The sequence below is a fragment of the Ensifer sp. GW823-FHT05D09 genome (assembly GCF_058795755.1).
In genome coordinates this window covers 801,517-828,367 of sequence record NZ_JBXAIA010000001.1, presented here as the reverse complement: position 1 = coordinate 828,367, position 26,851 = coordinate 801,517, and the positions used below count along the sequence as shown (strand labels likewise).

General features: G+C 61.7%; 22 protein-coding genes. 7 read left to right on the top strand and 15 right to left on the bottom strand.

Features of this window, described 5'->3' with window-relative positions:
- Nucleotides 1–19: 19 nt before the first annotated feature.
- From AC1Q80_RS04060 to AC1Q80_RS04015, 10 genes are all read right to left on the bottom strand, one after another.
- Entirely contained in the window at nucleotides 20–247 is a 228-nt protein-coding gene (locus tag AC1Q80_RS04060) for a F0F1 ATP synthase subunit C (protein ID WP_025426100.1), read from the bottom strand.
- 81 nt (nucleotides 248–328) lie between these two features.
- A complete protein-coding gene (locus tag AC1Q80_RS04055) occupies nucleotides 329–1,081 on the bottom strand; it encodes a F0F1 ATP synthase subunit A (RefSeq protein WP_173419164.1) in 753 nt (250 codons plus the stop codon).
- A 60-nt stretch (nucleotides 1,082–1,141) separates the two neighbouring features.
- Nucleotides 1,142–1,501, bottom strand: a complete 360-nt coding sequence (locus tag AC1Q80_RS04050; RefSeq protein ID WP_077504188.1) for an AtpZ/AtpI family protein — start codon at nucleotides 1,499–1,501, stop codon at nucleotides 1,142–1,144.
- Nucleotides 1,502–1,800: 299 nt separating this feature from the next.
- On the bottom strand, nucleotides 1,801–2,976 hold the full coding sequence (locus AC1Q80_RS04045; RefSeq protein WP_492359683.1) for a cell wall hydrolase: 1,176 nt from the start codon (nucleotides 2,974–2,976) through the stop codon (nucleotides 1,801–1,803).
- A gap of 237 nt (nucleotides 2,977–3,213) precedes the next feature.
- Nucleotides 3,214–5,115: a potassium transporter Kup gene (locus tag AC1Q80_RS04040; RefSeq protein WP_173419162.1), complete on the bottom strand. Its 1,902-nt coding sequence runs from the start codon at nucleotides 5,113–5,115 to the stop codon at nucleotides 3,214–3,216.
- 17 nt (nucleotides 5,116–5,132) lie between these two features.
- Nucleotides 5,133–6,110 carry a magnesium transporter CorA family protein gene (locus AC1Q80_RS04035; RefSeq protein WP_492359682.1) on the bottom strand — a complete coding sequence of 326 codons (978 nt, stop codon included), beginning with the start codon at nucleotides 6,108–6,110 and terminating at the stop codon, nucleotides 5,133–5,135.
- 419 nt (nucleotides 6,111–6,529) lie between these two features.
- Nucleotides 6,530–7,690 (bottom strand): iron-sulfur cluster carrier protein ApbC, encoded by a 1,161-nt coding sequence (gene apbC, locus AC1Q80_RS04030; protein ID WP_173419160.1) that lies wholly within the window; start codon nucleotides 7,688–7,690, stop codon nucleotides 6,530–6,532.
- Nucleotides 7,691–8,204: 514 nt separating this feature from the next.
- Complete coding sequence (locus tag AC1Q80_RS04025) at nucleotides 8,205–8,960, bottom strand: LuxR family transcriptional regulator (RefSeq protein ID WP_077504193.1); 756 nt, start codon at nucleotides 8,958–8,960, stop codon at nucleotides 8,205–8,207.
- Nucleotides 8,961–9,129: 169 nt separating this feature from the next.
- The gene (locus tag AC1Q80_RS04020; RefSeq protein ID WP_492359681.1) at nucleotides 9,130–9,870 is read right to left on the bottom strand and encodes a helix-turn-helix transcriptional regulator; all 741 of its coding nucleotides are present in this window, start codon (nucleotides 9,868–9,870) and stop codon (nucleotides 9,130–9,132) included.
- 194 nt (nucleotides 9,871–10,064) lie between these two features.
- Nucleotides 10,065–10,877 (bottom strand): IclR family transcriptional regulator, encoded by an 813-nt coding sequence (locus tag AC1Q80_RS04015; RefSeq protein WP_492359680.1) that lies wholly within the window; start codon nucleotides 10,875–10,877, stop codon nucleotides 10,065–10,067.
- A 166-nt stretch (nucleotides 10,878–11,043) separates the two neighbouring features.
- Between AC1Q80_RS04015 and AC1Q80_RS04010 the strand changes: the two genes are divergently transcribed.
- The 5 genes from AC1Q80_RS04010 (at nucleotide 11,044) to AC1Q80_RS03990 (ending at nucleotide 16,073) form a co-directional block, all read left to right on the top strand.
- Nucleotides 11,044–11,814 carry an SDR family NAD(P)-dependent oxidoreductase gene (locus AC1Q80_RS04010; protein WP_492359679.1) on the top strand — a complete coding sequence of 257 codons (771 nt, stop codon included), beginning with the start codon at nucleotides 11,044–11,046 and terminating at the stop codon, nucleotides 11,812–11,814.
- The gene (locus tag AC1Q80_RS04005; protein WP_234902773.1) at nucleotides 11,811–12,731 is read left to right on the top strand and encodes a 2-dehydro-3-deoxygalactonokinase; all 921 of its coding nucleotides are present in this window, start codon (nucleotides 11,811–11,813) and stop codon (nucleotides 12,729–12,731) included. Before AC1Q80_RS04010 ends, AC1Q80_RS04005 begins: the two co-directional genes overlap by 4 nt.
- A 16-nt stretch (nucleotides 12,732–12,747) precedes the next feature.
- Complete coding sequence (locus AC1Q80_RS04000) at nucleotides 12,748–13,383, top strand: 2-dehydro-3-deoxy-6-phosphogalactonate aldolase (RefSeq protein ID WP_492359678.1); 636 nt, start codon at nucleotides 12,748–12,750, stop codon at nucleotides 13,381–13,383.
- Nucleotides 13,383–14,267, top strand: coding sequence for an SMP-30/gluconolactonase/LRE family protein (locus tag AC1Q80_RS03995; protein WP_492359677.1), 885 nt, complete (start codon nucleotides 13,383–13,385; stop codon nucleotides 14,265–14,267). Before AC1Q80_RS04000 ends, AC1Q80_RS03995 begins: the two co-directional genes overlap by 1 nt.
- An 81-nt stretch (nucleotides 14,268–14,348) precedes the next feature.
- Nucleotides 14,349–16,073, top strand: coding sequence for an IlvD/Edd family dehydratase (locus AC1Q80_RS03990; RefSeq protein WP_209787309.1), 1,725 nt, complete (start codon nucleotides 14,349–14,351; stop codon nucleotides 16,071–16,073).
- Nucleotides 16,074–16,133: 60 nt separating this feature from the next.
- On the opposite strand, the gene AC1Q80_RS03985 is transcribed toward AC1Q80_RS03990, so the two are convergent.
- Nucleotides 16,134–17,231 carry a hypothetical protein gene (locus tag AC1Q80_RS03985; RefSeq protein ID WP_492359676.1) on the bottom strand — a complete coding sequence of 366 codons (1,098 nt, stop codon included), beginning with the start codon at nucleotides 17,229–17,231 and terminating at the stop codon, nucleotides 16,134–16,136.
- 363 nt (nucleotides 17,232–17,594) lie between these two features.
- On the opposite strand from AC1Q80_RS03985, the gene AC1Q80_RS03980 reads away from it, so the two are divergent.
- Nucleotides 17,595–18,236, top strand: a complete 642-nt coding sequence (locus AC1Q80_RS03980; protein ID WP_173419152.1) for a PRC-barrel domain-containing protein — start codon at nucleotides 17,595–17,597, stop codon at nucleotides 18,234–18,236.
- 330 nt (nucleotides 18,237–18,566) lie between these two features.
- Here AC1Q80_RS03980 and AC1Q80_RS03975 read toward each other — a convergent pair whose 3' ends face one another.
- Nucleotides 18,567–20,615, bottom strand: coding sequence for an oxidoreductase (locus AC1Q80_RS03975; protein WP_492359675.1), 2,049 nt, complete (start codon nucleotides 20,613–20,615; stop codon nucleotides 18,567–18,569).
- 91 nt (nucleotides 20,616–20,706) lie between these two features.
- Nucleotides 20,707–22,257 (bottom strand): trimethylamine methyltransferase family protein, encoded by a 1,551-nt coding sequence (locus AC1Q80_RS03970; RefSeq protein WP_492359674.1) that lies wholly within the window; start codon nucleotides 22,255–22,257, stop codon nucleotides 20,707–20,709.
- 90 nt (nucleotides 22,258–22,347) lie between these two features.
- On the opposite strand from AC1Q80_RS03970, the gene AC1Q80_RS03965 reads away from it, so the two are divergent.
- Entirely contained in the window at nucleotides 22,348–23,280 is a 933-nt protein-coding gene (locus tag AC1Q80_RS03965; RefSeq protein WP_492359673.1) for a LysR substrate-binding domain-containing protein, read from the top strand.
- 114 nt (nucleotides 23,281–23,394) lie between these two features.
- Here AC1Q80_RS03965 and AC1Q80_RS03960 read toward each other — a convergent pair whose 3' ends face one another.
- Together AC1Q80_RS03960 and AC1Q80_RS03955 are read right to left on the bottom strand one after the other, a co-directional pair.
- Nucleotides 23,395–24,741 carry a putative bifunctional diguanylate cyclase/phosphodiesterase gene (locus AC1Q80_RS03960; protein ID WP_234902852.1) on the bottom strand — a complete coding sequence of 449 codons (1,347 nt, stop codon included), beginning with the start codon at nucleotides 24,739–24,741 and terminating at the stop codon, nucleotides 23,395–23,397.
- 268 nt (nucleotides 24,742–25,009) lie between these two features.
- Nucleotides 25,010–26,734 carry a response regulator gene (locus AC1Q80_RS03955; RefSeq protein WP_173419148.1) on the bottom strand — a complete coding sequence of 575 codons (1,725 nt, stop codon included), beginning with the start codon at nucleotides 26,732–26,734 and terminating at the stop codon, nucleotides 25,010–25,012.
- Between the last annotated feature and the right edge of the window lie 117 nt (nucleotides 26,735–26,851).

The following is a 26,851-nucleotide window of genomic DNA, read 5'->3' as shown; positions in this document are numbered from 1 at the left end:
GCCGAAACTCCAGCCGTTATTAGACGGCGAAGAGGAGGAGCAGGGCTACGAGCAGCGAGAAGATGCCCAGAGCTTCCGTAACGGCGAAGCCGAATACGAGGCGGCCGAACTGGCCGTCAGCAGCCGACGGGTTGCGCAGCGCGCCAGAGAGGTAGCTGCCGAAGATGTTGCCGAGGCCGAGAGCCGTGCCGGCCATACCGAGGCAAGCCAGACCTGCGCCGATGTACTTTGCTGCTTCCGCTTCCATGATTGAACTCCTTCGAATGGTGTTGCGGCTTAGGATTGCGCTTCCGGCGGAGGACCGGCCGGAAGCAAGCGACTGTATTCCTTAGTGGCTTCCGGGATGGACAGCGTCGTTGAGGTACATGCAGGTCAGTACCGCGAAGACATAGGCCTGGAGGAAGCAGACGAGGAATTCAAGACCGGTGATAGCGACGGTCATGATGAGCGGCAGGATCGCACCACCGATACCGAGCGCACCAAGCGCGCTCAGGGAGGTAACGAAGCCAGCGAAAACCTTCAGCGTGATGTGGCCGGCCAACATATTGGCGAAGAGACGAACCGAGAGGCTGATGGGACGGGAAAGGAACGAGATGATTTCGATCGACACGACCAGCGGCAGAAGCACGCCCGGCACGCCGTGTGGCACGAAGAGCTTCAGGAAGCCAAAACCATGCTTGTAGAAACCATAGAACAGCACCGTGCCGATGACGAAGAGCGCCAAGGCGAAGGTGACGATGATCTGGCTGGTGATGGTGAAGAAGTAAGGGAACATGCCGAGCAGGTTCGCCGTCAGGATGAACATGAACAGCGAGAACACCATCGGGAAGAACTTCATGCCGCCGTTGCCAGCGCCTTCGCGCAGCATGGAAGCGATGAATTCATAGGACATTTCCGAAACCGACTGCAGGCGCGTCGGGACCAGCCCGCGCTGCGATGTCGTCAGGTAGAGGAAACCGGCCGCAGCACCCACGGTCGCAACCATGAACAGCGACGCGTTGGTGAAGGAAAAGTCAATTCCGCCAATTTCGATCGGGACAATCTTGTTGACCAGGAACTGGTGGGTCGGATCGTTTGACACCGCGCTTCTCTTTCGTTCTGCCCGCCTTTAGAGCGGATACCGTGTTTTCCGGGCGACGCCTCAGGCGCCATCTCCGTCCGTCTTGTCATTTCCCGAACTGCGCTTTACCGAGTCGAGTGTTGCCACCATCCCGGCCGAACGCAGTACATTCAACACGCCGGCGCAAAAGCCAAGGAGCAGGAAAATGATCATGCCCCACGGCCCTGTACCCGCAAAGTGGTCCAAAAGATAGCCCAGAAACGCCCCAACCACGATGCCAGCGATGAACTCGCTGGAGAGCTTCATTGCCGCCGCATAGCCTTTGCGGCTTTCGGCGGCTCGGGCCTCGGCACCATCCGGCTGACTGGGTCGCTTGGACTCAATCTTTTCGCCGAGCTGCTTCAGCCGCGCTTCCAGACTTTCCTCGGGTTTCTCCGTCACGTGGCTCTCCCATTGTTGTCCGACACGGTCACGACCGTGATTTCGGTCACACAAAAGGCTGCTGTTCAAGCCACGTTTCAGCCCCATTTGAAGTCGCGCGCAACATAGTTTTAGGCATTCGCATAGTCAAGGCGTGCGCAGCGCTTCGACGTGGACAATATTTCGCAATGATTTCATCATCTTGACCGCATCCCGCGCCCGCGACTGGCAGACAAAGGCAGGAATCGGCAGATCGCGGGCCAGAATCTCCGGCCCGCGATCAATGCTCAAAACGCTGCAGGGTCAAAGCCGGCCCTGCGTCAGCTCCAGCCGCCGCCATAGGTCCGGTAGAAGATGTGCAGGCCGATCTTGCCGACCCGCTTCATCGTCTTCGCCCAGGCGGGGTTGACGTAGGTGGCGTGGTAGTGGGTCGCCGAGCCGACTTCCGGCAACCAGATCTTGCCGGCGGTGACGGCCATCGCGACATCCTTGGCTTCCTTCCAGTGCGACCTCGAATAGACCAGGTCGCGGATCATGTCACAGGCAAAGGAAAATTGGCAGCGGTTGCGCCAGGCCTTGTTCTGATAGACGACGCCGCAGATCGTCTTTGGATAGGTCGGATTGCGGACGCGGTTGAGAATCACCTGCGCGACGGCCGCCTGCCCCTTCAAAGGTTCGCTGCGAGCCTCGAAGTATATGCCTTCGGCAAGGCAGGTCTGCTCTTCCTTGCTGAAGACCTCAGCCGGAAGGGCGGTCGCGGCCCAGGCATGATCTTCCGGGGCGATGTCGGGAATGAAGCGCCCGGCGTTCTTGTCTTCTCTCAGGATCGAATCGAAGGGCGATTCACGCGCATAGTCCGGCTCGGGCCGGACATAGGCAGTCGCAAGAATGTCGGGCTTGTCGTTGGTCACAAGCTTGGCCAGCATCGGCGAGAGGCCGGGCTCGATCTTCGGCGGCTTCTTCTTGTAGAAGGCCGTGGCGATCTCGATCTCCTTGCCTTTGATCTTCGGCTTGGCGAAGACCATCTTTTCGGCGCCCTCGAAACCGGGCTCCATCAGCGAACTCGTGCGCTGCAGGATCGAGCCGGCGGTGAAATCCTTCGGCGGCGTGACGGGGGTGACGGCGACGATACGGCCCTTCTTGCCCCGGCGGTTGACGCGGTCTTCGTCCGGCGTGCCGGCATGCTTGCTTTCCGCGGTCAACGCGACGCGGCTGCCATCGGGAAGTTCGATACCGGCCCCGCCATCGAGCGCGCTCGTGGTGATCGGGTCGGCAAAGACCATCTCGACGTCGTGGATCGATCCCGCCGGCGACGGCGTCATGTACATCCGCCAGCGTTCGCCGCCACGATTTATACCGGAGAGGAAGGTCGCCAGGTCGGAATAGGCGGCGACCGTGGGGAAGCCGATATAGACCGCTAGTCCGATGAGAGCCGGAGCCAGCCAGGCGGAGACGTTCACACGAGATTCGCGACGCAGTTTTTGACTCTTACGCACCAACCCACTCCACGCAACGCTTATCGAAGGCACGGCGCTGCCCTCGCCGGCGATGGGCCAGCGGACAGATTCCGCGCGGGGACGCTAGGACAATGAAGCTGCCGGACGCATGGCCGGCAACGCTTCGTTCGAGCCTTGAAAATGAAGCATTAACCTTGATGTTTGGTTAATGCGTGTTCACTGAAAGACAGTGGTGGCGGACTTTTGGCCCGCCAGCGGCTTTCGCAACCGGTGACGTCAGATGATGACGTGCGAGCCGAGTTCGACAACGCGGTTGGTCGGCAGGCGGAAATAGTCGGAAGGGTCGATCGCCGCGTTGGCAAGCGCGATGAACAGGCGGTCCTGCCAATGCGGCATGCCCGACTGCGCGTCCGGAACCAGCTTGCGCCTTCCGAGATAGAACGACGTCGACATGATGTCGAACTTCAGCCCTGACTTGCGGAACAGGCCAAGCGCCTGCGAGACGTTCTGCGTCTCCATGAAGCCGAAGCGCATTTCGAGCAGGGTGAAGCGCTCCGACAGCGGCTGCACGCTGACGCGTTCGGTCTTGGGAACCTTCGGCGTGTTGGCGGTGCGGATCGTCAGAATGAAGTTCTGCTGATGCAGCACGTGATTGTGCTTGATGTTGTGCAGCAGGGCCGCCGGTGTCGATTCCGGGTCGCTGGTCAGGAACACCGCGGTGCCGGGTACAGAAACCGGGGCGTGCTCGCTCTTGCGCTCGATGGACTTGACGAAGCTTGCGAGCGGAATGTCGATATGGCGGGTCTTGGCATGCAGGATTTCCGTACCGCGCTTCCAGGTCCACATGATGACGATGAAAGTAGCGGCGATCAGCACGGGCACGTAGCCGCCATCATGGATCTTCAGCATGTTGGCACCGAGGAACACGAACTCCAGTGCAAACAGCGGCAAAAGCACGGCGCCGGCCCAGAGCGCCGACCAGTTCCAGCGCGCGCGCAGGAACTCGAAGGAGAGAACCGTCGTCACCACCATCGCGCCGGTCACCGAGATGCCATAGGCAGTAGCAAGCGATTCCGACGAACCGAAGACGAAGACCAGCGCCATGACGCCGAACATCAGCAGGGTGTTGACGTTGGGCAGGTAGATCTGACCGGTATGGGTTTCCGAGGTGTGGAAGATCGCCATGCGCGGCAGGAAGCCGAGGTGGATCGCCTGCCGCGTCAGCGAAAACGCACCGGTTATCACCGCCTGGCTGGCGATGATCGTCGCGAAGGTCGCCAGGATGACGACTGGCAGCAGCGCCCATTTCGGGAACATCAGGAAGAACGGGTCCGACATCGCCTCAGGGTTCTTCAGAACGAAAGCGCCCTGGCCGAGATAGTTGAGCGTCAGCGCGGGAAAGACCACCAGGAACCAGGCCCACTGGATAGGGCGGCGGCCGAAATGGCCAAGGTCCGCATAGAGCGCCTCCGCGCCGGTCACCGTCAGGAAGACGGCGCCGAGCACGATGATGCCGACATAGCCCTCATTGAACATGAAGCTGGCGGCATAATAGGGATTGAAGGCCTTGAAGATCGACAGGTCGTCGGAAATGTGGATGACGCCGATACCGCCCATCACCAGGAACCAGACGAGCGTGATCGGGCCGAAGAAATTGGAAACGGCGGCCGTTCCCTTCGACTGCACCGCAAACATCAAAAGCAGAATGACGACCGCGATGGGGACGACGTAGTCCGACAGCGCCGGGGTCACGAGCTTCAGACCCTCGACGGCCGAAAGCACGGATAGGGCCGGCGTGATCATCGCATCGCCAATAAAGAGTGCGGCACCGGCAATGCCCATGAAGAACAGGATCGCCGTGTGGCCATTCCCGGTCTTCATCAACAGCGCCAGCAGCGAGAGCGTGCCGCCCTCCCCCTGGTTGTCGGCGCGCAGCAGAAACAGCACATATTTGATCGTCACGATGATCGTCAGGGTCCAGATCATCAGTGAGATCAGACCGATGATTTCGACATCGGTCACGCCGTCGTGGGACACCGGGCGGAGTGCTTCGCGAAACGCGTAGAGCGGGCTGGTGCCGATATCGCCGTAGACCACGCCGATAGAGCCGAGGCCGAGGACGAGCAGCCGGCGCAGGTCTTTCGACCCTTGTGTGGAAGGGGCATGCGATTGGGTCATGCGTGTCCTACTGGCTGTTAGAGCCAGCCTTTCCAGCGAAAGAAGAAAAAGGGTATCACGGCGGATATCACCATGGCGGCAAGCGCGAAGGGATAGCCGAGCTGCCATTCAAGTTCCGGCATCGCGCGAAAATTCATACCGTAGACGGAGGCGACCAGCGTTGGCGGCAACAATACCACCGAAGCGATCGAGAAGATCTTGATGATGGCATTCTGCTCGACATTGATGAGGCCGAGCGAGGCGTCGAGCAAAAAGGTGATGTTGCCCGAGATGAAGGAGGCATGCTCCGACAAGGTCTGGATGTCGCGGGAGATCGAGCGGCAGAGTTCGCGGCTGTCCTTGTCCGCCTGGACTTCGGGAACGGTGTAGACGAAGGTCAAAAGGCGTGAGAGCGAGGCAAGACTGTCGCGGGTCTTGGCGACCAGACGGTGATGACCGGCCACGTCGCGCAGGCGCGCCTCGAGGAAGTGCGGCGGCCGGCGCTTGACGACCGCCTTGTCGCCAAAGACCTGCAACGACAGATCGTCGATCTTGCCGACGGCCTGCTCGAGGATTTCGGCGGTGCGGTCGGCGATCGTTTCGAGCAGCCGCGTCAACATCACGACGCCGTTCGGGCAGCCGCCGGGAATCCGGTGCATCGCCGCCTTGAACAGGGCGAAAGCGCGTGGTTCGGCGTAGCGAATGGTCACCAGCCGTCCGCCATGCAGGATGAAGGCAACGTCAGTCAGATCTGGAATATCGGTTTCGGAGCGGTAGACCAGCGACGCCGTCATGAAAACCGCATCAGCCTCGGAATAGAGCCGGCTCGACGGCTCGATGTCCTTCAGGTCCTCGCGTGTCGGGATGGAGATGCCCAGGAGCTTCTCCATCATCAGATCCTCGGATTTGTTCGGCTCGACGAGATCGACCCAGACGATATCGGGACGCAGCGCAACCGGCTCGTCCGCCACCGACAGGGAGACGATCTCTCCGTTGGAGCAATAGCCCGTGATCATTCAGGCGCCCTTCCCGCGGCTGCGGTCCCGGGTGGAGATGCGAGCCCGCGCGAAAGTGAGCAACCGCATTGGCGCCACATTATTCCCACTATCGAAATCCATCGGATGAAGCGTTCCCAGTCAGGACAAAATCCTCAACTCGGTCATCGCGGGAGGACAAGGTCTCCGGCGAGAGGGCGCTAAGTTGGGCACCTTCGCAAGTGCGGCACGGCATATGGCGCAACACAGACGCAAAATCAATGCCCCCTCGATACATGACACAGGCGCCGTCTACCGTTCCGGCGCCACCCTACTGCATGTTTCGCCGAATCGAAATCGGGTTTCGGACAAAATTGTGCCGCTATTCGCAGGGCTTCGGAGCCGACCCGGCCTGTGTCGCGTGACGGGTCGACCCGATCGAACAGGCCGCGGACGACGGCCTATTCGAAGACGATATTCGGCATCGCGCGGCTCTTGTCGTCTCGTGCTGCCGAGACTTCGCGCCAGACCTTCGTTGCGATCTCACGATAGATGCGGGCGATTTCCCCCTCCGGATCGGAAACGACCAGCGGCGTACCGGCATCGGAGGTTTCCCGAATGCCCATGGTCAGCGGCACTTCGCCGAGGAACGGCACGCCGATACGCTCGGCTTCCTTGCGCGCACCGCCATGGCCGAAGATATCGTAGCGTTTTCCGGTGTCCGGGGCGACGAAATAGCTCATGTTCTCGATGATGCCGAGCACCGGTACTTCGACCTTGCGGAACATCGCCAGCCCCTTGCGGGCGTCGATCAGGGCCAGGTCCTGCGGCGTCGAGACGATCACCGCGCCGGCGAGCGGAACCTGCTGCGCCATGGTCAACTGTGCGTCACCGGTGCCCGGCGGCATGTCGACCACCAGAACATCGAGATCGCCCCAGGCGACTTCGCGCAGCATCTGCAGCAATGCCGACTGGATCATCGGGCCGCGCCAGATCATCGCCACTTCCTCGTCGACGAGGAAGCCCATGGACATGACCTTGAGGCCGTAGTTTTCCATCGGGCGGATCATTCGTCCTTCGATCTGCTGCGGCCGACCCGAAATCTTCAGGAGGCGCGGCATGGACGGGCCATAGATGTCGGCGTCGAGCAGGCCGACCTTCAGGCCGTTGGCCTTCAGCGCCAGCGCCAGGTTGACCGATGTGGTGGACTTGCCGACACCGCCCTTGCCGGAGGCGACGGCGATGATGGCGCCGACGCCGGGAATGCCGGCCTTTGCAGGCGCGCCGCCTGCCGGACGCTGACCATGCGCGTGGCCGGCATGAGCGCCGGCCGGTTGCGGGCGCTGCACCGGGGCAGCCGCGGGTGCCGCCTTGCGGTCCGCGGTCAAGGCAACCATTGCGGCGCTGATGCCAGGGATTTCGCGCACCACGCGCTCGGCTGCAGCCCGCATCGGCTCCAGCTCCTTGGCGCGGTCGGCCGGCACGGTGATCGAAAAATAGGCCTTGCCATCCGAAATGAAGACATCCGACACGAGCCCAAGCTCGACGATGTTTCCTTCCATATCCGGACCGCGCACGGTTCGCAGCTTATCAAGTACCACGTCTCTGGTGACTTCCGGCATCGCGTCCTCTCATTCTACTGTCCTCTTAGATAATCGAGGCCGGGCGCTTCGCCAATGCGACATAACGGAAAAAGCAGAGCCGCCACTCATCCCTTGTGTCCGTACATCCGGGATCACAGTGGAATAAGGTGGCGGCCCTTTTTGTCGCGACCTTCTTGGGCGCTGTCTTGTTTTAGTCCCCTCTGGACATGCCAATAGCAATGCAGGATGCGTGCCAGATTCAAACTGAAACTGAACCTATAATGTTTTCAGTAAGATAACGGAATTACCGCACGCCGACGCCCGCGAGAGCATCTGCCCAGTTTATGAGCAATGATCTCAAAATCGCACAGGATGGCAGCAACTGCGTGGGCGCACCACGTTTGACGGCGGCTTCGCGCACGCGCGAATGCGCCGCTCCAGAACTGAAGAATGTCGCGCAAAAGTGTGCCGCAGTTTTGCGATAACGACATGCGCAAAAACAAGAACTTAAAGCGCGCCACGCGAATCTGAAAGATCGCGACGCGCTTTAAGGCTAGCTGATGTAGCCCTTCTTCATCGCCTTGACGACGGCCTGCGTGCGGTTCACCGCATCGAGCTTTTTGGTGACGTGGTTGAGGTAGTGGTTCACGGTGTGCTCGGAGAGGCCGAGGATGCCGGCGATCTCGGCGCTGGTCTTTCCAGCCGCCGTCCAGCTGAGGCACTGGATCTCGCGCTCGGAAAGGGACGCACTGGCGTTCTTCCAGACCGAGCCGATCTCTGCCAGCCGATTGTAGATATGGATTGCGATCATCTGCAATTCCATGGTCACGGTCATCGGCAGTTCGGCTTCCGGCCCCATCAGGATCACCGCGCCGCGACCACCTTCTGCGTCGTGCACCGGGAAATAGCTCGCCTGGAAGATGCCGTTGTCGCGCAGCATGGCAATGTATTCGCTGGCCGAATCGGGTTTGCCACCCTCGCCTTCCCAGGCTTCGAGCGTCACCTGGAAAGGTGTCGTCGTTTCCCGCAGCCGTTTGACGCCGGTGCTGAAGCGCAGCATCGACAGGCTGTCATACTTGTTCAGCAGCTCGGCAGGCATGTTGGATATAACGGTGGTTGCAGCCAGGCGGTCCACGTCGATGGACGGGATCGAGCAGATGAGAAAGGTTTTGAAGCCAAACATCTGCGTGACCCGCCGCATATAGCGGATGATATCGAACTGGGTCTCCAGTTTTGCGATCTCAGACGCGAAATCACCGCCCCGGGGCAGATCTGCGTCAGTCGTCCCGGTGGTCATCGTATCCTGCATTCGCGCGTTCCATGGCATTCATCAATTATCAAATAGACCGACCCGCAGGCCAATGCCAACAGATGATCGAGATTCCCTGCCCTACGCGCACAAAAGCCTGTGTATTTCCCTGCAAGCGAACTGCGCCATGCCGCAGCATCCAGCTTTGATGTGCAGAAAGTGCCAGTTCTCAGTTGATCAAACCGGCGCGCATGGCCTTGGCGACCGTCTGCACGCGGTTGACCGAATCCAGCTTTCGCGTCGCTCGGTTGAGATAGTGGTTCACTGTATACTCCGACAGCGCAAGGATCCGCGCCATCTCGCTCGTGGTCTTGCCGGCAGCGGCCCAGCGCAGGCATTCCACCTCACGGCGCGACAGGCTTCCCGACCCGCGCCGATCGCGCTCGCGCACCTCGACCAGCTTGCTGAAGAGGATGCCGGCCCACAGATTGAGTTCTTGCATCTCATCGTTCGACACGACGGGGCGATCGCCGCCAAAGGCAATGGCAGCGCGATGGCCACCGGTGTCGTGCACCGGAAGGTAAATCCCGCGCGGCATGCCCGCCTGCTCGAAGACGCAGATCGCCGCGTCGCCCTTGCCATCGGCGCGCCGGCGCGCCAGCTGGTGGGCGTCATAGGTGAAGGGTATGGTGCTGCGGCGCAGGCGCTGGATCACAGGGCTGCCATTGATCAGGCCAGCGCTGTCGTAACCTTTCAAGAACTCGACCGGATAGGTCGTCATGATCGCGTTGGCCTCAAGGCTGTTGCAGCCGGTATCCGGAACGGCGAGCACAAGGAAGCCACGGAAGCCGTAGGCGTCCGCAACCTGCCCGATCACCCGTCTGATATCGTCCTCGCAACAGATAGGCCCCCTCACGGACCGCCCGTCGGGGAGCATCAACGACGCCATATTCGCGCTGAAATCGATCATCTTCCGCCCTTCTCCACATCCGGCTCCGGGGAGGAGCACGGCCGCTGACGCCGCATGAAGATTACGTCAAAATTATTCTTAATGACAAAATCAAACCTGGTCGCGGTCAACCGCAAAGCTAACCTGATATATTAACGTTATCGAGGTTGGAACACCACGTCCAGTCGAAGTTTCTAATTTACCGTAAAGTGAACTCAAGGTCCACCGCGGCCCGGACCGAGGCGAATCGCGGCCTCCTCCCCGATCGCCGCCGCCGCCGCCCGCACCGCCCCCGACCAGGCGATCAACTGCTCCATGCTCACCCTGTAGGCCGGCCCCGTAACCGAGATTCCAGCTGTCAGATCGCTGCCCGACACACGGATCGGCGCAGCGACGCAACGGATCTCTATCTCATGTTCTTCCCGATCGAAAGCGTGTCCGTCGCGGCGGATGTCCGCAATCTCCGCCAGCAGCGTTTCGGCTGAGCGATGGGTATGCGGAGTGAAGGCGTGAAAGGCCATTTTCGCCACAAGCCGCTCAAGTTCCGGTTGCGGCAACAGCGACAGCGCTGCCTTGCCAATGCCGGTGCAATAGACGGGCGAGGCCTTGCCGATCTGCGAACTCATACGCACCGTTTGCCGGCTTTCGACCTTGTCGACATAGACGATTTCGGTTTCCCTGAGGATGCCGAGATGCACGGTTTCCCCGGTCAGCTCGTGCAGGCTGCGAAGATGCGGTTCGGCAACATCGCGAAAACGATTGCCGGACCAGGAGCGAGAGGCGAGCGTCAACAGGCGAAGACCGGGCTCATAGGAGAGATCGCGGCGCTGCATAAGCAGCCCTTCCTCGACGAGGTGGCTGAGCAGCCGATGCAAGGTACCGCGCGGCTGGCCGGATCTCGCCAGAATATCGGTGAACCGCTGTGGCCCGTCCGCCATGACCACCGCTTCAAGAACGGCCATGGCCTTGCCAAGCGTACCGGTGCCGGCCGCCTCGCCGTGCGCAATTCCTGTGAGTTCCACACTCATGTCGCCCGTTTCATTCCCACCCGTATGGCCCTGAGTCCGCCAATCCGATCTTGACAAAATAACCGCTGCCGCCCGATAATTCCATATAATAAAATCGCGTTCCACATATCGGAACAATGAGGTCGACAAACGTGCCAAAGAGGCGCGAAGGGGGAGTGCCGATCAGATGCCGTTGCCTGCGGCCCAATTTCACGATCTGAGGGATCGCCGTGTCCTTGTCACCGGCGGTGGCGCCGGCATCGGTGCGGCACTCGTCGAAGGTTTCGTTCGTCAGGGTGCGCAGGTCGCCTTCGTCGACATCGACGCGACGGCAAGCTTGGAGCTCGCCGACAGGCTCTCGGCCGAGACCGGATACAGACCGCTCTTCATTCATGCCGATCTGCGCGATATCGACGCGGTGAGACGGGCCGTCGAAACGGCTGCGGCGACGCTCGGCGCGCTCCACGTGCTCGTCAACAATGCGGCCCGCGACGACCGACAGCCACTCGAAGATGTCACCGAAGAAAGCTGGGACGAAAGCCAGGCGGTCAACCTCAGGCACCTGTTCTTCATGAGTCAGGCGGTGGCGCCGCACATGCGGCAGGCCGGCGGCGGATCGATCATCAATTTCTCGTCGATCGCCTTCCTGCTGAACATGGCGGAAATCCCAGCCTATGCGACGGCCAAGGCCGGCATTGTCGGATTGACGAAGTCGCTCGCCGGCAAGCTCGGCCCCGACAATATCCGCGTCAATGCGATCCTTCCCGGCATGATTGTCACCGAGCGGCAAAAAAAGCTCTGGCTCGACGAAGCGGCGATCATGGCGATGCTGGAGAAGCAGTGCCTGAAACGAAGCCTGACCGCCGACGACCTCGTGGGCCCTTGCCTCTACCTGGCTTCGAACTGTTCCACGGGCATGACGGCCCAAACGATGATCATTGATGGAGGCGCACTTTGATGACCGCAGCCTATTATGCCGCAGTCGACTGGGGAACCACGAGCTTTCGGCTCTGGATCATTGCCGAGGACGGCGCGGTGCTTGCCGAACGACGCAGCGGTGAAGGCATGACCACGGCTGCCAAGACCGGCTTTTCGACCGTCCTGGAGGCGCATCTGGCCGCGGTGGCTGCGCCCGCGCACCTGCCCGTGATCATCTGCGGGATGGCGGGCGCCAAGCAGGGTTGGGTGGAGGCCGGCTATCTCGACACCCCCGCCGCCCTTTCGACGATTGCCGCAGGTGCGGTCGCGGTGCCTGATATCGACCGCGACATTCGCATTCTTCCGGGTCTCGCTCAGCGCGATCCGCAGCATCCCGACGTGATGCGCGGCGAGGAAACGCAACTGCTCGGTGCCGCGACCAGCCTCGGCGACGGCCGGCATCTCGTATGCATGCCCGGAACCCACAGCAAATGGGTGCGCCTCGAGGGCGGCAAGGTCACAGGTTTCTCGACCTTCATGACCGGAGAATTGTTCGATGTGATCTCCAAGCATTCGATCCTCAGCCACTCGATCGCGGATGCGCAGGTCTTTTCTGGCGAGCATCCGGCGTTCCTCGCAGCCGTTGCAGCGGCCTGCGCCAACCCGGCGCTCGCCACCAACCTGACGTTCGGCGTGCGTGCCGGTCAATTGCTTCACGGCGCGACGGCGACCGACGCCAAGGCGACGCTCTCCGGCACGCTGATCGGGCTTGAGATTGCCGGGGCACTCGCAGCAGCCGGTGCGGTCGACAGCGTCTGCCTCGTTGCCTCCGGCTCGCTCGGCGCGCTCTACCGCGCAGCACTAACAAGCCTCAACCTTAGCCCGCGGATCGTCGATGCCGACGAGGCCGTGCGCGCCGGCCTTTCGACTGCCGCTCAGGCAATCTGGCCCCTCTGACCGAAAGACTGCTGAGATGAACCGTATCCCCTTTCCACCGATGAAATACCCGCTGGTCGCCATTCTGCGCGGCTTGAAGCCTGAAGAAACTGAAGGCGTCGTCGGCACGCTGATCGAGGCCGGCTTTACCGCGATCGAGATCCCGCTCAATTCGCCCGACCCGTTCCGCTCGATCGAAACAGCGGTGAAGATGGCGCCGCAAGGCTGCCTGATCGGCGCCGGCACGGTGCTGACGACAGAGCAGGTCGAACAGCTTGCCGATGTCGGCGGAAAGCTGATGGTCAGCCCGAATGTCGAACCGGCGGTCATCCGGCTGGCGGCGGAAAAGGGTATGGTGACCATGCCCGGCGTCTTCACCCCGACGGAAGCACTTGCCGCTGCCGCGGCGGGTGCCACCGGCCTCAAGTTCTTCCCGGCAAGCGTGCTTGGCCCGTCCGGCATCGCCGCGATCCGTACCGTGCTTCCGACCGACGTCGAAGTGGCGGCCGTCGGCGGCGTGTCGGAGGAGAATTTCGCAGACTACGCCAGGATCGGCATCAGAAGCTTCGGGCTCGGATCGAGCCTCTACAAGCCAGGCATGACTGCTGCAGACGTCGGCAAGCGGGCCATCGCGACGATCAAAGCGTACGACGCCGTCTATGGAGCACGCTGATGAGTGATACCCTTCCCTTTTCCGGCAGCATCCTCTGCCAATCGGCCTCGATCCTCGGAGAAGGCCCGACCTATGACCCCGGCACCGGCACAGCCTGGTGGTTCAACATTAAGGGTCAGGAGCTGCATGAGCTGCATCTGGAATCCGGTCGCAAGACCGTGCATGACCTTCCGTTCCTCGGCAGCGTCCTTGCCGTTATCGATCCGTCCCGGCAACTGATCGCCTCCGATCAGGGGCTCTTTATCAGGGATACCCAGACGGGCGCGTTCAGCCTGCTGACGACGCTTGAAGACAAGCCCGGCAACCGCTCGAATGACGGCCGCGTTCACGCCTCCGGTTCACTGTGGATCGGAACCATGGGCCGCAGCCCGGAAAAGGGCGCGGGCGCGATCTATCACGTCGCCGGGACAAAGGTAACCAAGCTCTATGATCGGGTCACCATCCCCAACAGCATCTGCTTTTCGCCTGATGGTACCGTTGCCTATTTCGTCGACACCGACATCAACCACCTGATGCGCGTCGACATCGATGCCGAGACGGGGTTGCCGAAGGGCGAGCCCAGCCTGCTCGTCGACGGCAGCGGCGAGAAAGGCGGCATCGATGGCTCGGTCTGCGATGCCGACGGCCTGATCTGGAACGCCCGCTGGGGAAGCGGCACGGTCGACGTCTACCGCCCAGACGGCTTGCGGATCGCGCGCTACGCGATGCCGACGACGCAGCCGAGCTGCACGGCCTTCATCGGCCCCAAGGCCGACCGCATGCTGGTGACGTCTGCCTGGCAGGATCTCGATGACACCGCGCGCACGGCCGATCCACATGCCGGCAAGACCTTCGAACTCGGCGTCAGCGTCAAGGGTCGTTTCGAACCGTCGTTCCGCCTCTGATCGGAAAGTGTTGGCGGAACGCCAATAAAAAGTCATACAATTCATCCACGCGATCAAACGCATGGTGAGGAGGAAGCTCGCATGAGCGACAAGAAGAAAGAACTGCGCAGTCGCCACTGGTACGGCGGCACCCACAAGGACGGCTTCATCCACCGCTCGTGGATGAAGAACCAGGGTTTCCCGGATCACGTCTTCGACGGGCGTCCGATCATCGGCATCTGCAACACCTGGTCGGAACTGACGCCTTGCAACAGCCATCTGCGCATTCTGGCGGAGGGCGTGAAGCGTGGCGTGTGGGAGGCCGGCGGCTTTCCGGTCGAGTTTCCTGTGTCCTCGCTCGGCGAAACTCAGATGCGGCCGACGGCAATGCTGTTTCGCAATCTGCTCGCCATGGACGTCGAGGAGGCGATCCGTGCCTATGGCATCGACGGCGTCGTGCTGCTCGGCGGCTGCGACAAGACCACCCCCGGCCAGCTGATGGGGGCTGCGTCCGTGGACCTGCCGACCATCGTCGTTTCCTCCGGGCCGATGCTGAACGGCAAGTGGAAGGGCAAGGACATCGGCTCCGGCACCGACGTCTGGAAGTTTTCAGAAGCGGTGCGCGCCGGCGAAATGAGCGTTCAGGAATTCATGGCGGCCGAAAGCGGCATGTCGCGTTCGCCCGGTGTCTGCATGACCATGGGCACCGCCACCACCATGGCTTCGATCGTCGAGGCGATGGGCCTGTCGCTGCCGACCAACGCCGCCCTTCCCGCTGTCGACGCCCGCCGTATGGCGCTGTCGCACATGACCGGCAAGCGCATTGTCGAAATGGTGCATGAGGACCTGCGCCTGTCGAAGATCCTGACCAAGAAGAATTTTGAAAATGGCATCATCGCCAATGCGGCCGTCGGCGGCTCGACCAATGCGGTCGTGCATATGCTGGCGATCGCCGGCCGCGCCGGCGTCGATCTCTGTCTCGAGGACTTCGACCGCGTCGGCGGCCAGGTGCCCTGCATCGTCAATTGCATGCCGTCTGGCAAGTATCTGATCGAGGATCTCGCCTATGCCGGCGGCCTGCCTGCCGTCATGAACCGCATCCAGCATCTGCTGCATCCGGATGCGCCGACCGTTTTCGGCATGCCGATCAGCCGATACTGGGAAGACGCCGAAGTCTTCAACGACGACGTCATCCGTCCGCTCGACAACCCCTTGCGCGCCGCAGCCGGCATTCGCGTGCTCAAGGGCAACCTTGCGCCAAACGGTGCGGTCATCAAGCCGTCTGCCGCCAGTGAGCATCTGCTGGCGCACGAGGGGCCCGCCTATGTGTTCGAGACGATCGAAGACCTGAAGGCCAAGATCGACGATCCGGACCTGCCGGTGACGGAAGATACGATCCTCGTGCTCAAGGGTTGCGGCCCCAAGGGCTATCCCGGCATGGCGGAAGTCGGCAACATGCCGATCCCGCGCCGGCTGGTCGAAAAGGGCGTGCGCGACATGGTGCGCGTGTCAGACGCCCGCATGTCGGGCACGGCCTTTGGCACCGTCGTGCTGCATGTCAGCCCGGAATCGAACGCCGGCGGACCGCTGGCGATCGTCAGAACCGGCGACCGCATCCGCCTCGATGCGCTGAAGGGGGAGCTCAACCTGATGATCAGTGACGAAGAGTTTGCCTCCCGCATGGCCGCCTGGCAGCCGCCGGAGCAGAAATGGACCCGCGGCTACTACAAGCTCTACCAGGACACGGTGCTGCAGGCGGACAAGGGCGCGGACCTCGATTTCCTCGTTGGCGGCAGCGGCAGCGAGGTTCTTCGCGAAAGCCACTGAGACTGCCGTCGCATCAAACGGCACTGCAGTACGAGCCCCGCCGTTTCGGCGGGGTTTTCTTCATCCCGCCATTGGTCGCCGCCCGATCCGCACCTCGCCGGCCGGCGCCGACGAGCGCAGGCGCGACAAGGTCTCGTAGCCATAGATGGCAAGACCGACCGCAATGAAGAGTTCCTTGTATTCGGTCGGATCCCAGATGCGCACGAGGTCGTGTGCCTGCAGCACGAACAGTTCCTGGATCGCGACGATCAAAATGGCGGTTGCGGTCAGCAGGACGAACTCCCGCCACAGTCCACCCCGCAGAGCGAGATCGGCGATCACCAAGAGGATGATCACCGTCATCATCACCATCATCTGCGTCGGCAGCATGCTCCAGTTGTCGCTGTTGAAGGCCGCCATCGGTGCGCTTGCCGCCAGCACCAGCACGCTGGGTACGAAAGCTTCCAGCCGTCCGAGCGCAAAGCCCTTGCGAAGATAGAGCCAGATAAAAGGCATGAGCGTCAGCAACACGAAGCTGCCGGTGTAGTAGAGCAGCTCGGAAAAGCCGGTGGAGATGTTGTGCAGGTTCAGTTCCTGCTGCTTGTTCAGCCCCAGCAATGCGTCAGGCGTGGCAAGGCCGAAAACGCGCTGCATCCAGGATATCTCCTCCATACCGACAACGAAGAAGACAAGGCTGAAAGATGTGGCGGCGCCAGTTGCAAGCCATGCATCGCGGCCGGCCTCCCCGCGCGCCGCACGCAATTGACCTGTCGCCACCAGCGCGAAGAACACACTCGAGGCGAAGATCAACAGAGCAGAAAGCCACTCGAAGATGTTGTCCTCGCGGGCCAGGGCGCTGAAAGTCACGGCATCGACGCTGAAAAGCAGGGCGGCGGCGGCCGCAAGGACCAATGTGGCGATGCAGATCGACAGTGCGCGGCGCGAAGCCGCTCGAAGCATAGGCGCGCCCAGCCAGGAGGCATCACGCGTAAAGCCTTGAATGGCCGCAAGCGAAAGGCTGAGCGCGACCCATGCATGCCATAGATTATAGGGCTCGACCCGCGGCATTCGCTCCGAGAAATAGCGCACGCCGAACAGGCTGCGCTCAATGCCGACAAGGCAGACCATCACCAAAACAGAAAGCAGGGAAACGGAGAGAAATCGCCGCGGCAGAAACATTGGGAACCGTCCAGATCAGCAGGATGGACTATCCACGATATGATCCGTTTCCCGCCTTCGCCAAGTATCGCCAAGAACACTCAAGATTGAGTGAATGTAAAGAAGCAATCAATAAATCACTAAAATACAAAGTTTGAATGATGGCATCAGATATCGGCCGAACGAACGACAACGGTCTCCGGAGATATTGATCTGCGGCCATCGAAAGCTGGCGCAGGACTACCGGAATTCCAATGTGATCAATTCATTTTTTTTGGAACCGTCTCTGCAGCCAAGCGTTGCTTTGATATCACCGGTGCGGTGGAACCCTGGCTCTTTCAGGACCGCGCCTTGATCGACAACGTCAAGGAAAGGCATTTTGACATGACCAAGAAACTTGTATCTTCCGTTGCGGCCGGTGCGCTTATCGCAAGTGTTGCGTTCGCTCCGATGGCCTTCGCCCAGGACGCTGCTCAGCCTAAGCCGGCCGAGCCGCAGGCGATGGAAATCCAGCCGGCTCCGGGCACCGAAACGCCTGCCGACCAGGCGCAGACGACACCGCCCGCGACCACCGAAGCGCCTGCCGACATGGCGCAGTCTGACGGCACCTACATAACCGAGCAGGCCGCCGACCAGATCGCGACCAGCACCTATGTCGGCCAGACCGTTTACAACGCCGGCGATGAAAAGGTCGGCGAGATCAACGACCTGATCATCAAGAAGGACGGCGGTGTCGAAGCCGCGGTGATCGGTGTCGGTGGCTTCCTGGGTCTCGGCGAGAAGAATGTTGCGGTCCCGTTCGATCGCATTCAGATTTCCGAACAGGCCAATACGGATGCCCTGAAGCTGACGACGACGGAAACCGCCGAAACCTTGAAGGCGGCCCCGGAGTTCAAGACCAAGGCGCAGCAGGTCGCCGAGCAGAACGCCAACCAGCCGGTTGACACCTCGACGACCTCCTCGACCACCGGAACGGCACCGGCGACAGCGATTGAGCCGGCACCGGCTGAGGGTACCCAGCAGTAAGCTGGATCAAGAGACGACCAGGAGATGGAGCGGCGGTGCTTTCACCGCCGCTTTTCTTTGTTAGAGCGCTTCATCTTTAAACGGAAACATTCTGCCGGAAGGAATTTCGGCCAGAACCAAGTCGGCTGGCGAAGAGCGCAGCAGAAGCTGCGGTCGAGACGGACGCCGCCGGTAATGGCCGAAATTCATCCGGCCCTTCGGGTTGGCTGAAAACGGCCGTCCACTGTGTCGGATGGCTTGACCGATGGGTCCGCATCGCTCTGCGCCATCCTTCGTGTGGAACGGCCGTTTTGAGCCAACAGAATCGCTTCCGTTTAAAGATGAAACGCTCTAGATCAGAACGCCATAACGCAGTGCATCGTAAATGCCGGCATGGATGTTGCGGCTTGCAACCGCGTCACCAATACGGAACATGTCGAAGCTGCTGTCGGGATTGCGAAGCGCGATCGGATTTTCACCGCGAAGCAGCGCCTTATAGTCGACGGCGCCCAGATTGCGGCAAAGCGGCTTCAATTCGCGATAGAGATCGTCCATCGGCACGGTGCCATGCTCGACCACCACCTGCGCCACCCGCCGCTCGCTTAATGCGGTGTCCGAAAAATCGGACCCGAGCGTCGCGACCAGCCCATTGCCGTCCCGCCGAACCGATTTCAGACGGGTATTGATCGTTACACGCACATTGTGATCCGCGAAGGTCTTGGCATAGGGCACGTGGTTCATGCCGCCGACTTCGGGCGCAAACATCCGCTCGGGCGACATGATCTCCAGCTCGACGCCGGCGCGCGCAATGAGCTCGGCTGCCGTCATGCCGCTATGGGCGCCGTTGTCGTCGTAGAGCAGCACCGGTCCTTCCGGCTTGACCGCACCGGCAATGATATCCCAACTCGAAACGACCAGATCGTCCCCGGCCTCCAGAGCCGGGTTTTGTGCAATGCCGCCGGTGGCGACGACGACGAGATCGGGCGAACGCTCCTGAATGTCGTCGACGCCCGCAAAGACATTGTAGTGGACGGGCACGCCGAGCCGCTCCAGCTCCGACAGCCGCCAGTCGACGATGCCGATCAGCTCCCGGCGCCTCGGATTGCGCTGGGCAAGCAGGATCTGCCCGCCGGCCTGGCCGGTGGCCTCAAGGATCTCGACACTGTGGCCACGCTCGGCAAGCACGCGCGCGACTTCGAGACCGGCTGGCCCGGCGCCAACAACCACAGCCTTCCGCTTCGGCCCGGAGCTCCTGGAAATCACATGCGGCACGATCGCCTCACGGCCAGTCGCCGCATTGTGAATGCACAGCGCGCCGCCGCCCTCATAGATGCGATCGAGACAGTAGGTCGCGCCGACGCAAGGTCGGATCTCGGCCTCCCTGCCTTCCTTGATCTTCCTGACGATGTGCGGGTCGGCGATATGGGCGCGGGTCATCCCGACCATGTCGAGCTTGCCTTCGGCGATCGCGTGGCGGGCAGTCGCGACATCGGCGATGCGGGCCGCATGGAACACTGGAAATTTCGTCGCCGCCCTGACTTCACCGGCAAAATCGAGATGCGGCGAGGCCGCCATGCCCTGGATCGGGATGACCTTGGTGAGTGGCGCATCGTGATCGATATGCCCGCGGATGATGTTAAGAAAATCCACCTTGCCAGAATCCGCCATGCGGCGGGCGATCTCGATGCCTTCTTCTTTGGAAAGCCCCTTGTCCCAATCCTCGTCCGCGACCATGCGCATGCCGACGATGAAATCCGGGCCGACGGATGTGCGGATCGCGTCGAGCACCATGTGGGTAAAACGCAGGCGGTTGTCGAGCGAGCCGCCGAAGTCGTCGTCGCGCTGGTTGGTCGCCGGCGACCAGAAGCCGTCCATCAGGTGGCCGTAGGCCTCGAGCTCGATGCCGTCGAGGCCGGCTGCCTGCATGCGGGCGGCCGCTGCCGCATAGTCGGCGACGATGCGCTCGATATCCCAGTCCTCGATCTCCTTGGGGAAGGAACGGTGCGCGGCTTCGCGAACAGGAGAGGCGGAAAGAACCGGCAGCCAGTCGCCCTTGTTCCAGCCGGTGCGGCGACCGAGATGGGTCAGCTGGATCATCACCGCGCAATCATGCTCATGACAGTCGTCGGCGATCTTCTTCAGCCACGGCACAATCTCGTCGGAATAGGCATGGAGATTGCCGAAGGCCGGCGGTGAATCCTCCGAAACGATGGCGGAGCCGGCCGTCATGGTCAGCGCCATGCCGCCCTTGGCCTTTTCAAGGTGGTAGAGGCGATAGCGATCCTTCGGCATGCCGTCTTCGGAATAGGCCGGCTCATGGGCCGTCGACATGATCCGGTTCTTGAGCGTCAGGTGTTTCAAGCTGTAGGGTTGGAGCAGCGGGTCTTTCGGCAGCGTCATTTCTGTTCCCTTGAGCGCCGCCTGTCCGCTGAGGCGGACCGGGGACACTGCATCATTCTTGTTCTTTGTATTCCGGCAAGCTGACGGCAGCTTAGTACCAGGCGTCCGCCATGTCGTTCTTGCGGCGAGTGACATAGTCGGTCAAAGCGTCATCAATTGCCACGTCCAGCGGCGGCGCTTCGTATTCGGCGAGCGTCTTCTTCCAGCTGCGGTTGGCACGCGTCGCCATGTCAGTGCCGCCCTCCTCCGTCCATTTCTCGAACGGCTCGTTGTCAGACAGGCCTGAATCCCAGAAGGCCGTCTGGTAGTTGCGCATGGTGTGGTCGCAGCCGAGGAAATGGCTGCCGGGCCCGACCTGAAGGAAGGCGTCCATGGCGAGCGTGTTGTCGTCGACGACGACGCCGGCGAGATAGGAATGCAGCGCGCCGCAGAAGTCCGTGTCCATGACAAATTTCTCGTAAGACATCGCCAGCAGCCCGTCGACGAAGCCGGCCGAGTGCAGGATGAAGTTTGCGCCGCAATGAACCGCCGACAGCATCGACATGACGCCTTCCTGCATCGCCTGGGCGTCCGGCAGCTTGGAATTGGAAAAATTACCGGCACAGCGTAGCGGCAGGCCGAGACGGCGTGCCAACTGGCCGATGACCATGCTGCCGATCGCCGGCTCCGGCGTCCCAAAGGTCGGCGAGCCTGAGCGAAGCGACATGGAGGACAGGAAGTTGCCGAAGATGACAGGCGCGCCCTTGCGCTCCAATTGGGTCAAGGCGCAGCCGGCTAGCGTCTCGGCATAGGACTGCGCAATCGCTCCGGCGTTGGTGACCGGCCCCATGGCGCCGCCGAGGATGAAGGGCACGATGACTGCCGCCTGGTTTGCCCGGGCATAGGCGCGCAACGACTTCGTCATCGTGCCGTCCCAGACGAGCGGCGAATTGACGTTAACGTTGCCAAGGATCACGCAATTGGCATCGACGAAATCGCGACCGAAGAGAATGCGCGCCATTTCGATCGAGTCTTCGGCGCGATCCTCCGCGGTGATCGAGCCCATGAAGGCCCGGTCGGAGTATTTGATGTGGCTGTAGACCATGTCCAGGTGGCGTTTGTTTACCGGCACATCGACCGGTTCGCAGATCGTACCGCCCGAATGGTGCAGCCACGGGCTCGACTGCGCCAGCTTGATCAGGTTGCGAAAGTCTTCGATCGTGCCGTAGCGCCGGCCGTTGTCGAGATCCGTGACGAACGGCGAGCCATAGGCCGGCGAGAACACGACGTTGTTGCCGCCGATCTCGACGCTGCGGGCGGGATTGCGGGCATGTTGGGTAAACTCGCGCGGTGCAGAGCGAACGATCTCCTTCAGCATGCCCGGTTCGAACGTCACCCGGAGGCCATCGAGTTTGGCACCGGCACGTTTCCAGTGATCGAGGACCGCGGGATCGTCGCGAAACTCGATGCCGACTTCGGCAAGGATGCGGTCGGCAATCGCCTCGATCCGCAGCAGGTTCTCCTCGCTCAGGATATCATAGGTCGGAATGTTGCGGATGATATAGGGCACGCCAAGGCCTTTGGCGCCAACACCGCCGCGCTGCGGCCTTGACCCTCGCGTCCGTCTCGGCGCTTCACCCGCTGCTACAGCTGCCATTTCCATTGCCGTTCTCCCATCATTTGAGATGATGGTATTGGCGAAAAATTGCGTTGTAACGCTGGAAAAAATTGAGCCATGCGATAAGCCTAAGTTATGGAAAATCTACGCCGCCTGCTTCCGTCGGCAGCCAGCCTCATCGTGTTCGAGGCCGCCGGCCGCCACCAGAACTTCACCCGCGCCGCCAACGAGCTCGGCATGACCCAGGCCGCCGTCTCCTACGCCATTCGCGGGCTGGAGGAACAGCTGGGCGTTCCGCTCTTCCACCGCGTGCACCGCGCCGTCGAGCTGACCGAAGCGGGAGAGAAATTCCATGCCGACGTGTCCGTCGGCCTGTCGCGTATACAGAAATCCGCAGAAGACATCCGCTCCAAGGGGCGCGAGACCAATGTGACGCTTGCGGCCTCGACCGCCTTTGCCTCGATGTGGATGCTGCCGCGGCTCAACCGCATGCGCGAGGATCTGCCGGAGATCGACTTGCGGATCCAGACGAGCGTGCGCGATCTCGACCTCGATGAGGAGCCGATCCCGCTCGGCATACGCGGCGGCGATCCCAGCCACTGGCCGCGCTATCATGCAGCCCTTCTGGCCGACGAGGTCGTCAACGCGGTGGCGACGCCTGCCTATATCGAGCAGCATGGGCTGCCCGCCACGCCGGCCGATCTGCTGCGCCACAACCTCATTCACCTGGAAGAACCGGTGCGCCGCGCCTGCGACTGGACCGAATGGTTTGCCAGCGCCGGCCTCGCCTATCCGCCACAGGCACGACGGCTTGCGATCAACGACTATGTCCTGGTGATCCAGGCGGTGCTATCGGGCGAAGGCGTGGCGCTCGGCTGGGAACATCTGACCGATCCGCAGGTGCGCTCCGGCGCCCTTGTGCCGGTTGGCAATCACGTGCTGAAGACCGGACTGGCGTTCTACGTCGTCTGGCCGCGCTCGCGCGAGCTCAATAACCAGGCGCGACGCGTGAGGGATTGGCTGCTGGCGGAAGGGACACGAAACCGGGGGGAGAGCGCCAAGAACTGAATCCGACATGAAGTCGCTTTGGGTGGTGTCGCAGAAGCGCTCTATCTCTCTGTATTCAAGCATTCCCTGGCAGGAGCCGTTTCACGCTTTTCCCGGAAATGCCCCGAGCAGTACCTAAAGCTGGGCTGCGACGCCGCGATAGCGGTCCGAAAGGTAGCGCATGGTGGCAACGGCATCGGCCGGCTTGCCGTAGAAATAGCCCTGGCCCATGCCGCAGCCGAGCGCCTTCAGTTTCAAGGCTTCGGAAAAATCCTCTATACCTTCGGCGACGACCTGAAGCTCCAGACCTTCGCACATCGAAACAATCGCCTTGATGATATGCTCGGACGCCCGATCAACCGAGATCCGCGACACGAAGGCCCGGTCGATCTTGACCTTGTCGAACGAGAAATCACGAAGGCGCCCAAGGCTCGACTGGCCCGTGCCGAAGTCGTCGAGGGAGACGCGAACGCCCGCCGCCCGCAGCTCGGTCACGATCTTCTGGGCGATTTCCGCGTCGGCCATAACGGCGGTTTCGGTGATCTCCAGTTCCAGCCGTCTCGGGTCGAGGCCGATCTGGTTGATGATCGTCAAAAGCCGCGAGCTGGTGGCCGGATCCATCAACTGTGCCGACGACAGGTTGAACGACAGGAACAGTTCCTTCGGCCAGGAGAGTGCCGCGTGGGCCGCCTTGCGCAACAGCGTCTCGGCCAACGATTCGATGAAGCCGCGCTCTTCCGCCAAGGGCACGAACACGGCTGGCGACACATAGCCGAGATCGGCGTCGCACCACCGGGCCAAGGCTTCGAAGCCAACGACTGCGTCGTTGCGCAGGTCGACGATCGGCTGGAAATGCACATCGACCTCGTTGGCGATGATGGCGTTGCGCAGAGCCTGCTCAAGCTGCGTCGCCCGCTTCATTTCCTGGGCGATTTCCTGGGAATAGACGGTGATCTGGCCGCGACCGCGGCGCTTGGAACGATAGAGGGCCGTGTCCGCGCTCTTCAGCAGATCTTCGAACACTTCGCCGGCAAAGGGATAAACAGCAAAGCCGAACGAGGCCGAGAGGCGGACGTTGCGGTCACCGAGATCGAAGGGCGCCGAAAGCACCTCCTTCAGCATCTGGCCGACTTTCTCGGCGCCCTTGCGCTCGAAGACAAGCGGCAGGACGAAGGCGAACTCGTCGCTCTCCGAGCGGATGATCGTGGCGCCTTCCGGCGCACAGGCTTGCAACCGGTGCGCAACCTGGCAGAGGATCTCGTCTCCAGCTCGCGGGCCGAACAGGTCGTTGATCGGCTTGAAGCCGTCGATATTGGCAAGGCCGATCGTAAAGGGAGCAGGATCGCTGGCGCGCTCTTCAGCCAGGTCGCAAACGGTCTTGCGGAGTTGGCGCGCATTTCCAAGCCCGGTCAATGGATCGACCGAGCTTGCGACAGCCGGTGGCTCCTTGCCGACACGATGATAAGGGGTTTCGCCTGACATCATTTGCCGGCCACCCGAACAGAAAGCGAGCGAGGCGAGCGACCGAACACTTTAGCCGACGCCACGCTCAGACCTGCGGAGCGGAAATGCGCCTCCGGCAGGGTATGGGCTTGGACGGCTGAGGGGCTGCGATGCATTACGGTGGGGCTCTACGCTTTCGGGCAATTCGGTGCAGAAGATCGCAATCGGGAGTTAACAATCCGATATCGCCTTGCTCCAACATCTGCCATCGACATCCCCAATTCTAGCGAGTTGACACGATTTTCGCTCAACCTGTCGTTCGCATGGCCTTTACCGGCATGAATTTTCGCAACACCGCCTCGATCATATCCGGGCTGACCGGCTTCATGATGTGATCGTCCATGCCCGATGCCTTGCATTGCTGCAGGTCGATATCGAGGGCCTGCGCGGTCACCGCGATGATCGGGGTCTTCTGTCCCTTGGTCTTTTCAGCGGCGCGAATGGCCACCGCCGCATCGAAACCGTTCATGACAGGCATGGACACATCCATGAGGATCAGCGACGGCTGCAGCTCGTGCCAGAGTTCGACCGCCTCACGCCCATTGGCGGCGATGCGGTGCGAGACCCCCAGGCCTTCAAGGATCTGGGTGAAGACGAACTGATTGATCTGGTTGTCCTCGGCAACGAGGACATCGACCTGCGACACAGGCACGGTCGCGGCGCCCTCGTCCTCAAACGACAGCGACCAGTCCGGCTGCAACAGCGGCGAAGCTTGCGGGCGCTCGGCGCAAACGCGGAACACTTCGGCCAGCACTGCGGCAGCGTCCTGATCGGCTTCGATCGCAAGTACGGGGCAGTTGCGCCAGGCGGTGGGCACATGCTGACCATCTGGAAAAGCACCGTCGAGAAGCAGAACGTCGAGCTTCAGGCCGGCGCTCTCGGACGCCATGCCGAAGGCGGTCAATTCGTCGAGATTGCGCACAGCGCACGCTTCCAGGCCAGAGCCGCGCAGGCGCGTCACCAGGCGATCTTCCGTCAGCCGATCGGCCGTCGCAAGCAGAACACGCAAGCCCCGCGCGGGAAGCGTCTCGATCATCGAGCCCGCCTCCACCAGCTGCTGCACGTTCAGCGCGCGAAAGGGATCGTAGAAATTCTGAGCGGGCGCGAAAATGCTGTAGTCGCTGATCTGGAGACCGCCCGCGGCAACGGAGCCGTCCTCCGAACCATTGTACCAGCCGGCGATATCGGTCACGTCGTTCATGCAGGTGACGACGAAATGACGGCCGGGCATGCCGACGCGATACTTGCGGGTGAGAACCCAGAGATCGCTGCCATCGGCGCGCACGATATGCTCCGCTTCGGAATGCGGCTTGCCGGTTTCAAGCACGTGCCGATCGGACTGCTCGAACCGTTCGGCAAGATCGCTTTCAACCAGATCCCAGGCCGAACGCCCGAGGATCGCGTCCTGTGAAAGATCGTGGATCAGGCAGAACGCCTTGTTGACGGCGATATAGTTAAGGTTGCGATCCTTGACGCAGATCGGATTGGGCTGAGCGTCGAGGATTTCTTCCGTCAGCTCGACCCTTTCGAGATCGGTCTGCAGCTGCTCGTCGCGCTTCTTCTGATCGGAGACGTCGGTAATCGACAGGATGCCGATACCGCTGGAGAGACGCCGCTTGCGCATCGATACCCAGCGCGTGCGACCGGCCCTCTCGACATTCTCGTAGCGCTCGCGCCAATGCAGCGCCATATGCTCGGCAATCCAATCCTCGCGGTTCGTCCGGCGACGGCTGTTTTCCGGAACGGTGCCGGGGCGAACGCCGGTGTCGTAAACGGCGCCGAGGAAATCGCGCAGTCGCGTTCCCGGCAGCAGCATCTCGGATGGAACGGGAAAATACTGCAGCATCGTGCGGCTGGCAAAAAGGATGGTGTCGTCCCGACCGCAGACAAGCATCGCAAAGCCGAGCGCATCGCAGCTCGACTCGAGAATGATCCTGTTGATGTCCGCGCCGTTCGGCGCCCCATCGTTCATTGCGCTGTCCTCACTCGCCCCTGCGGCGGTTTCAGTTCGGGACATGCTGGGATTGCCTGGGAAGGCAGGCCTTCGAGCGGGGTGACACGACGTCCAGCAACGCCGCAGTGCTTCGAA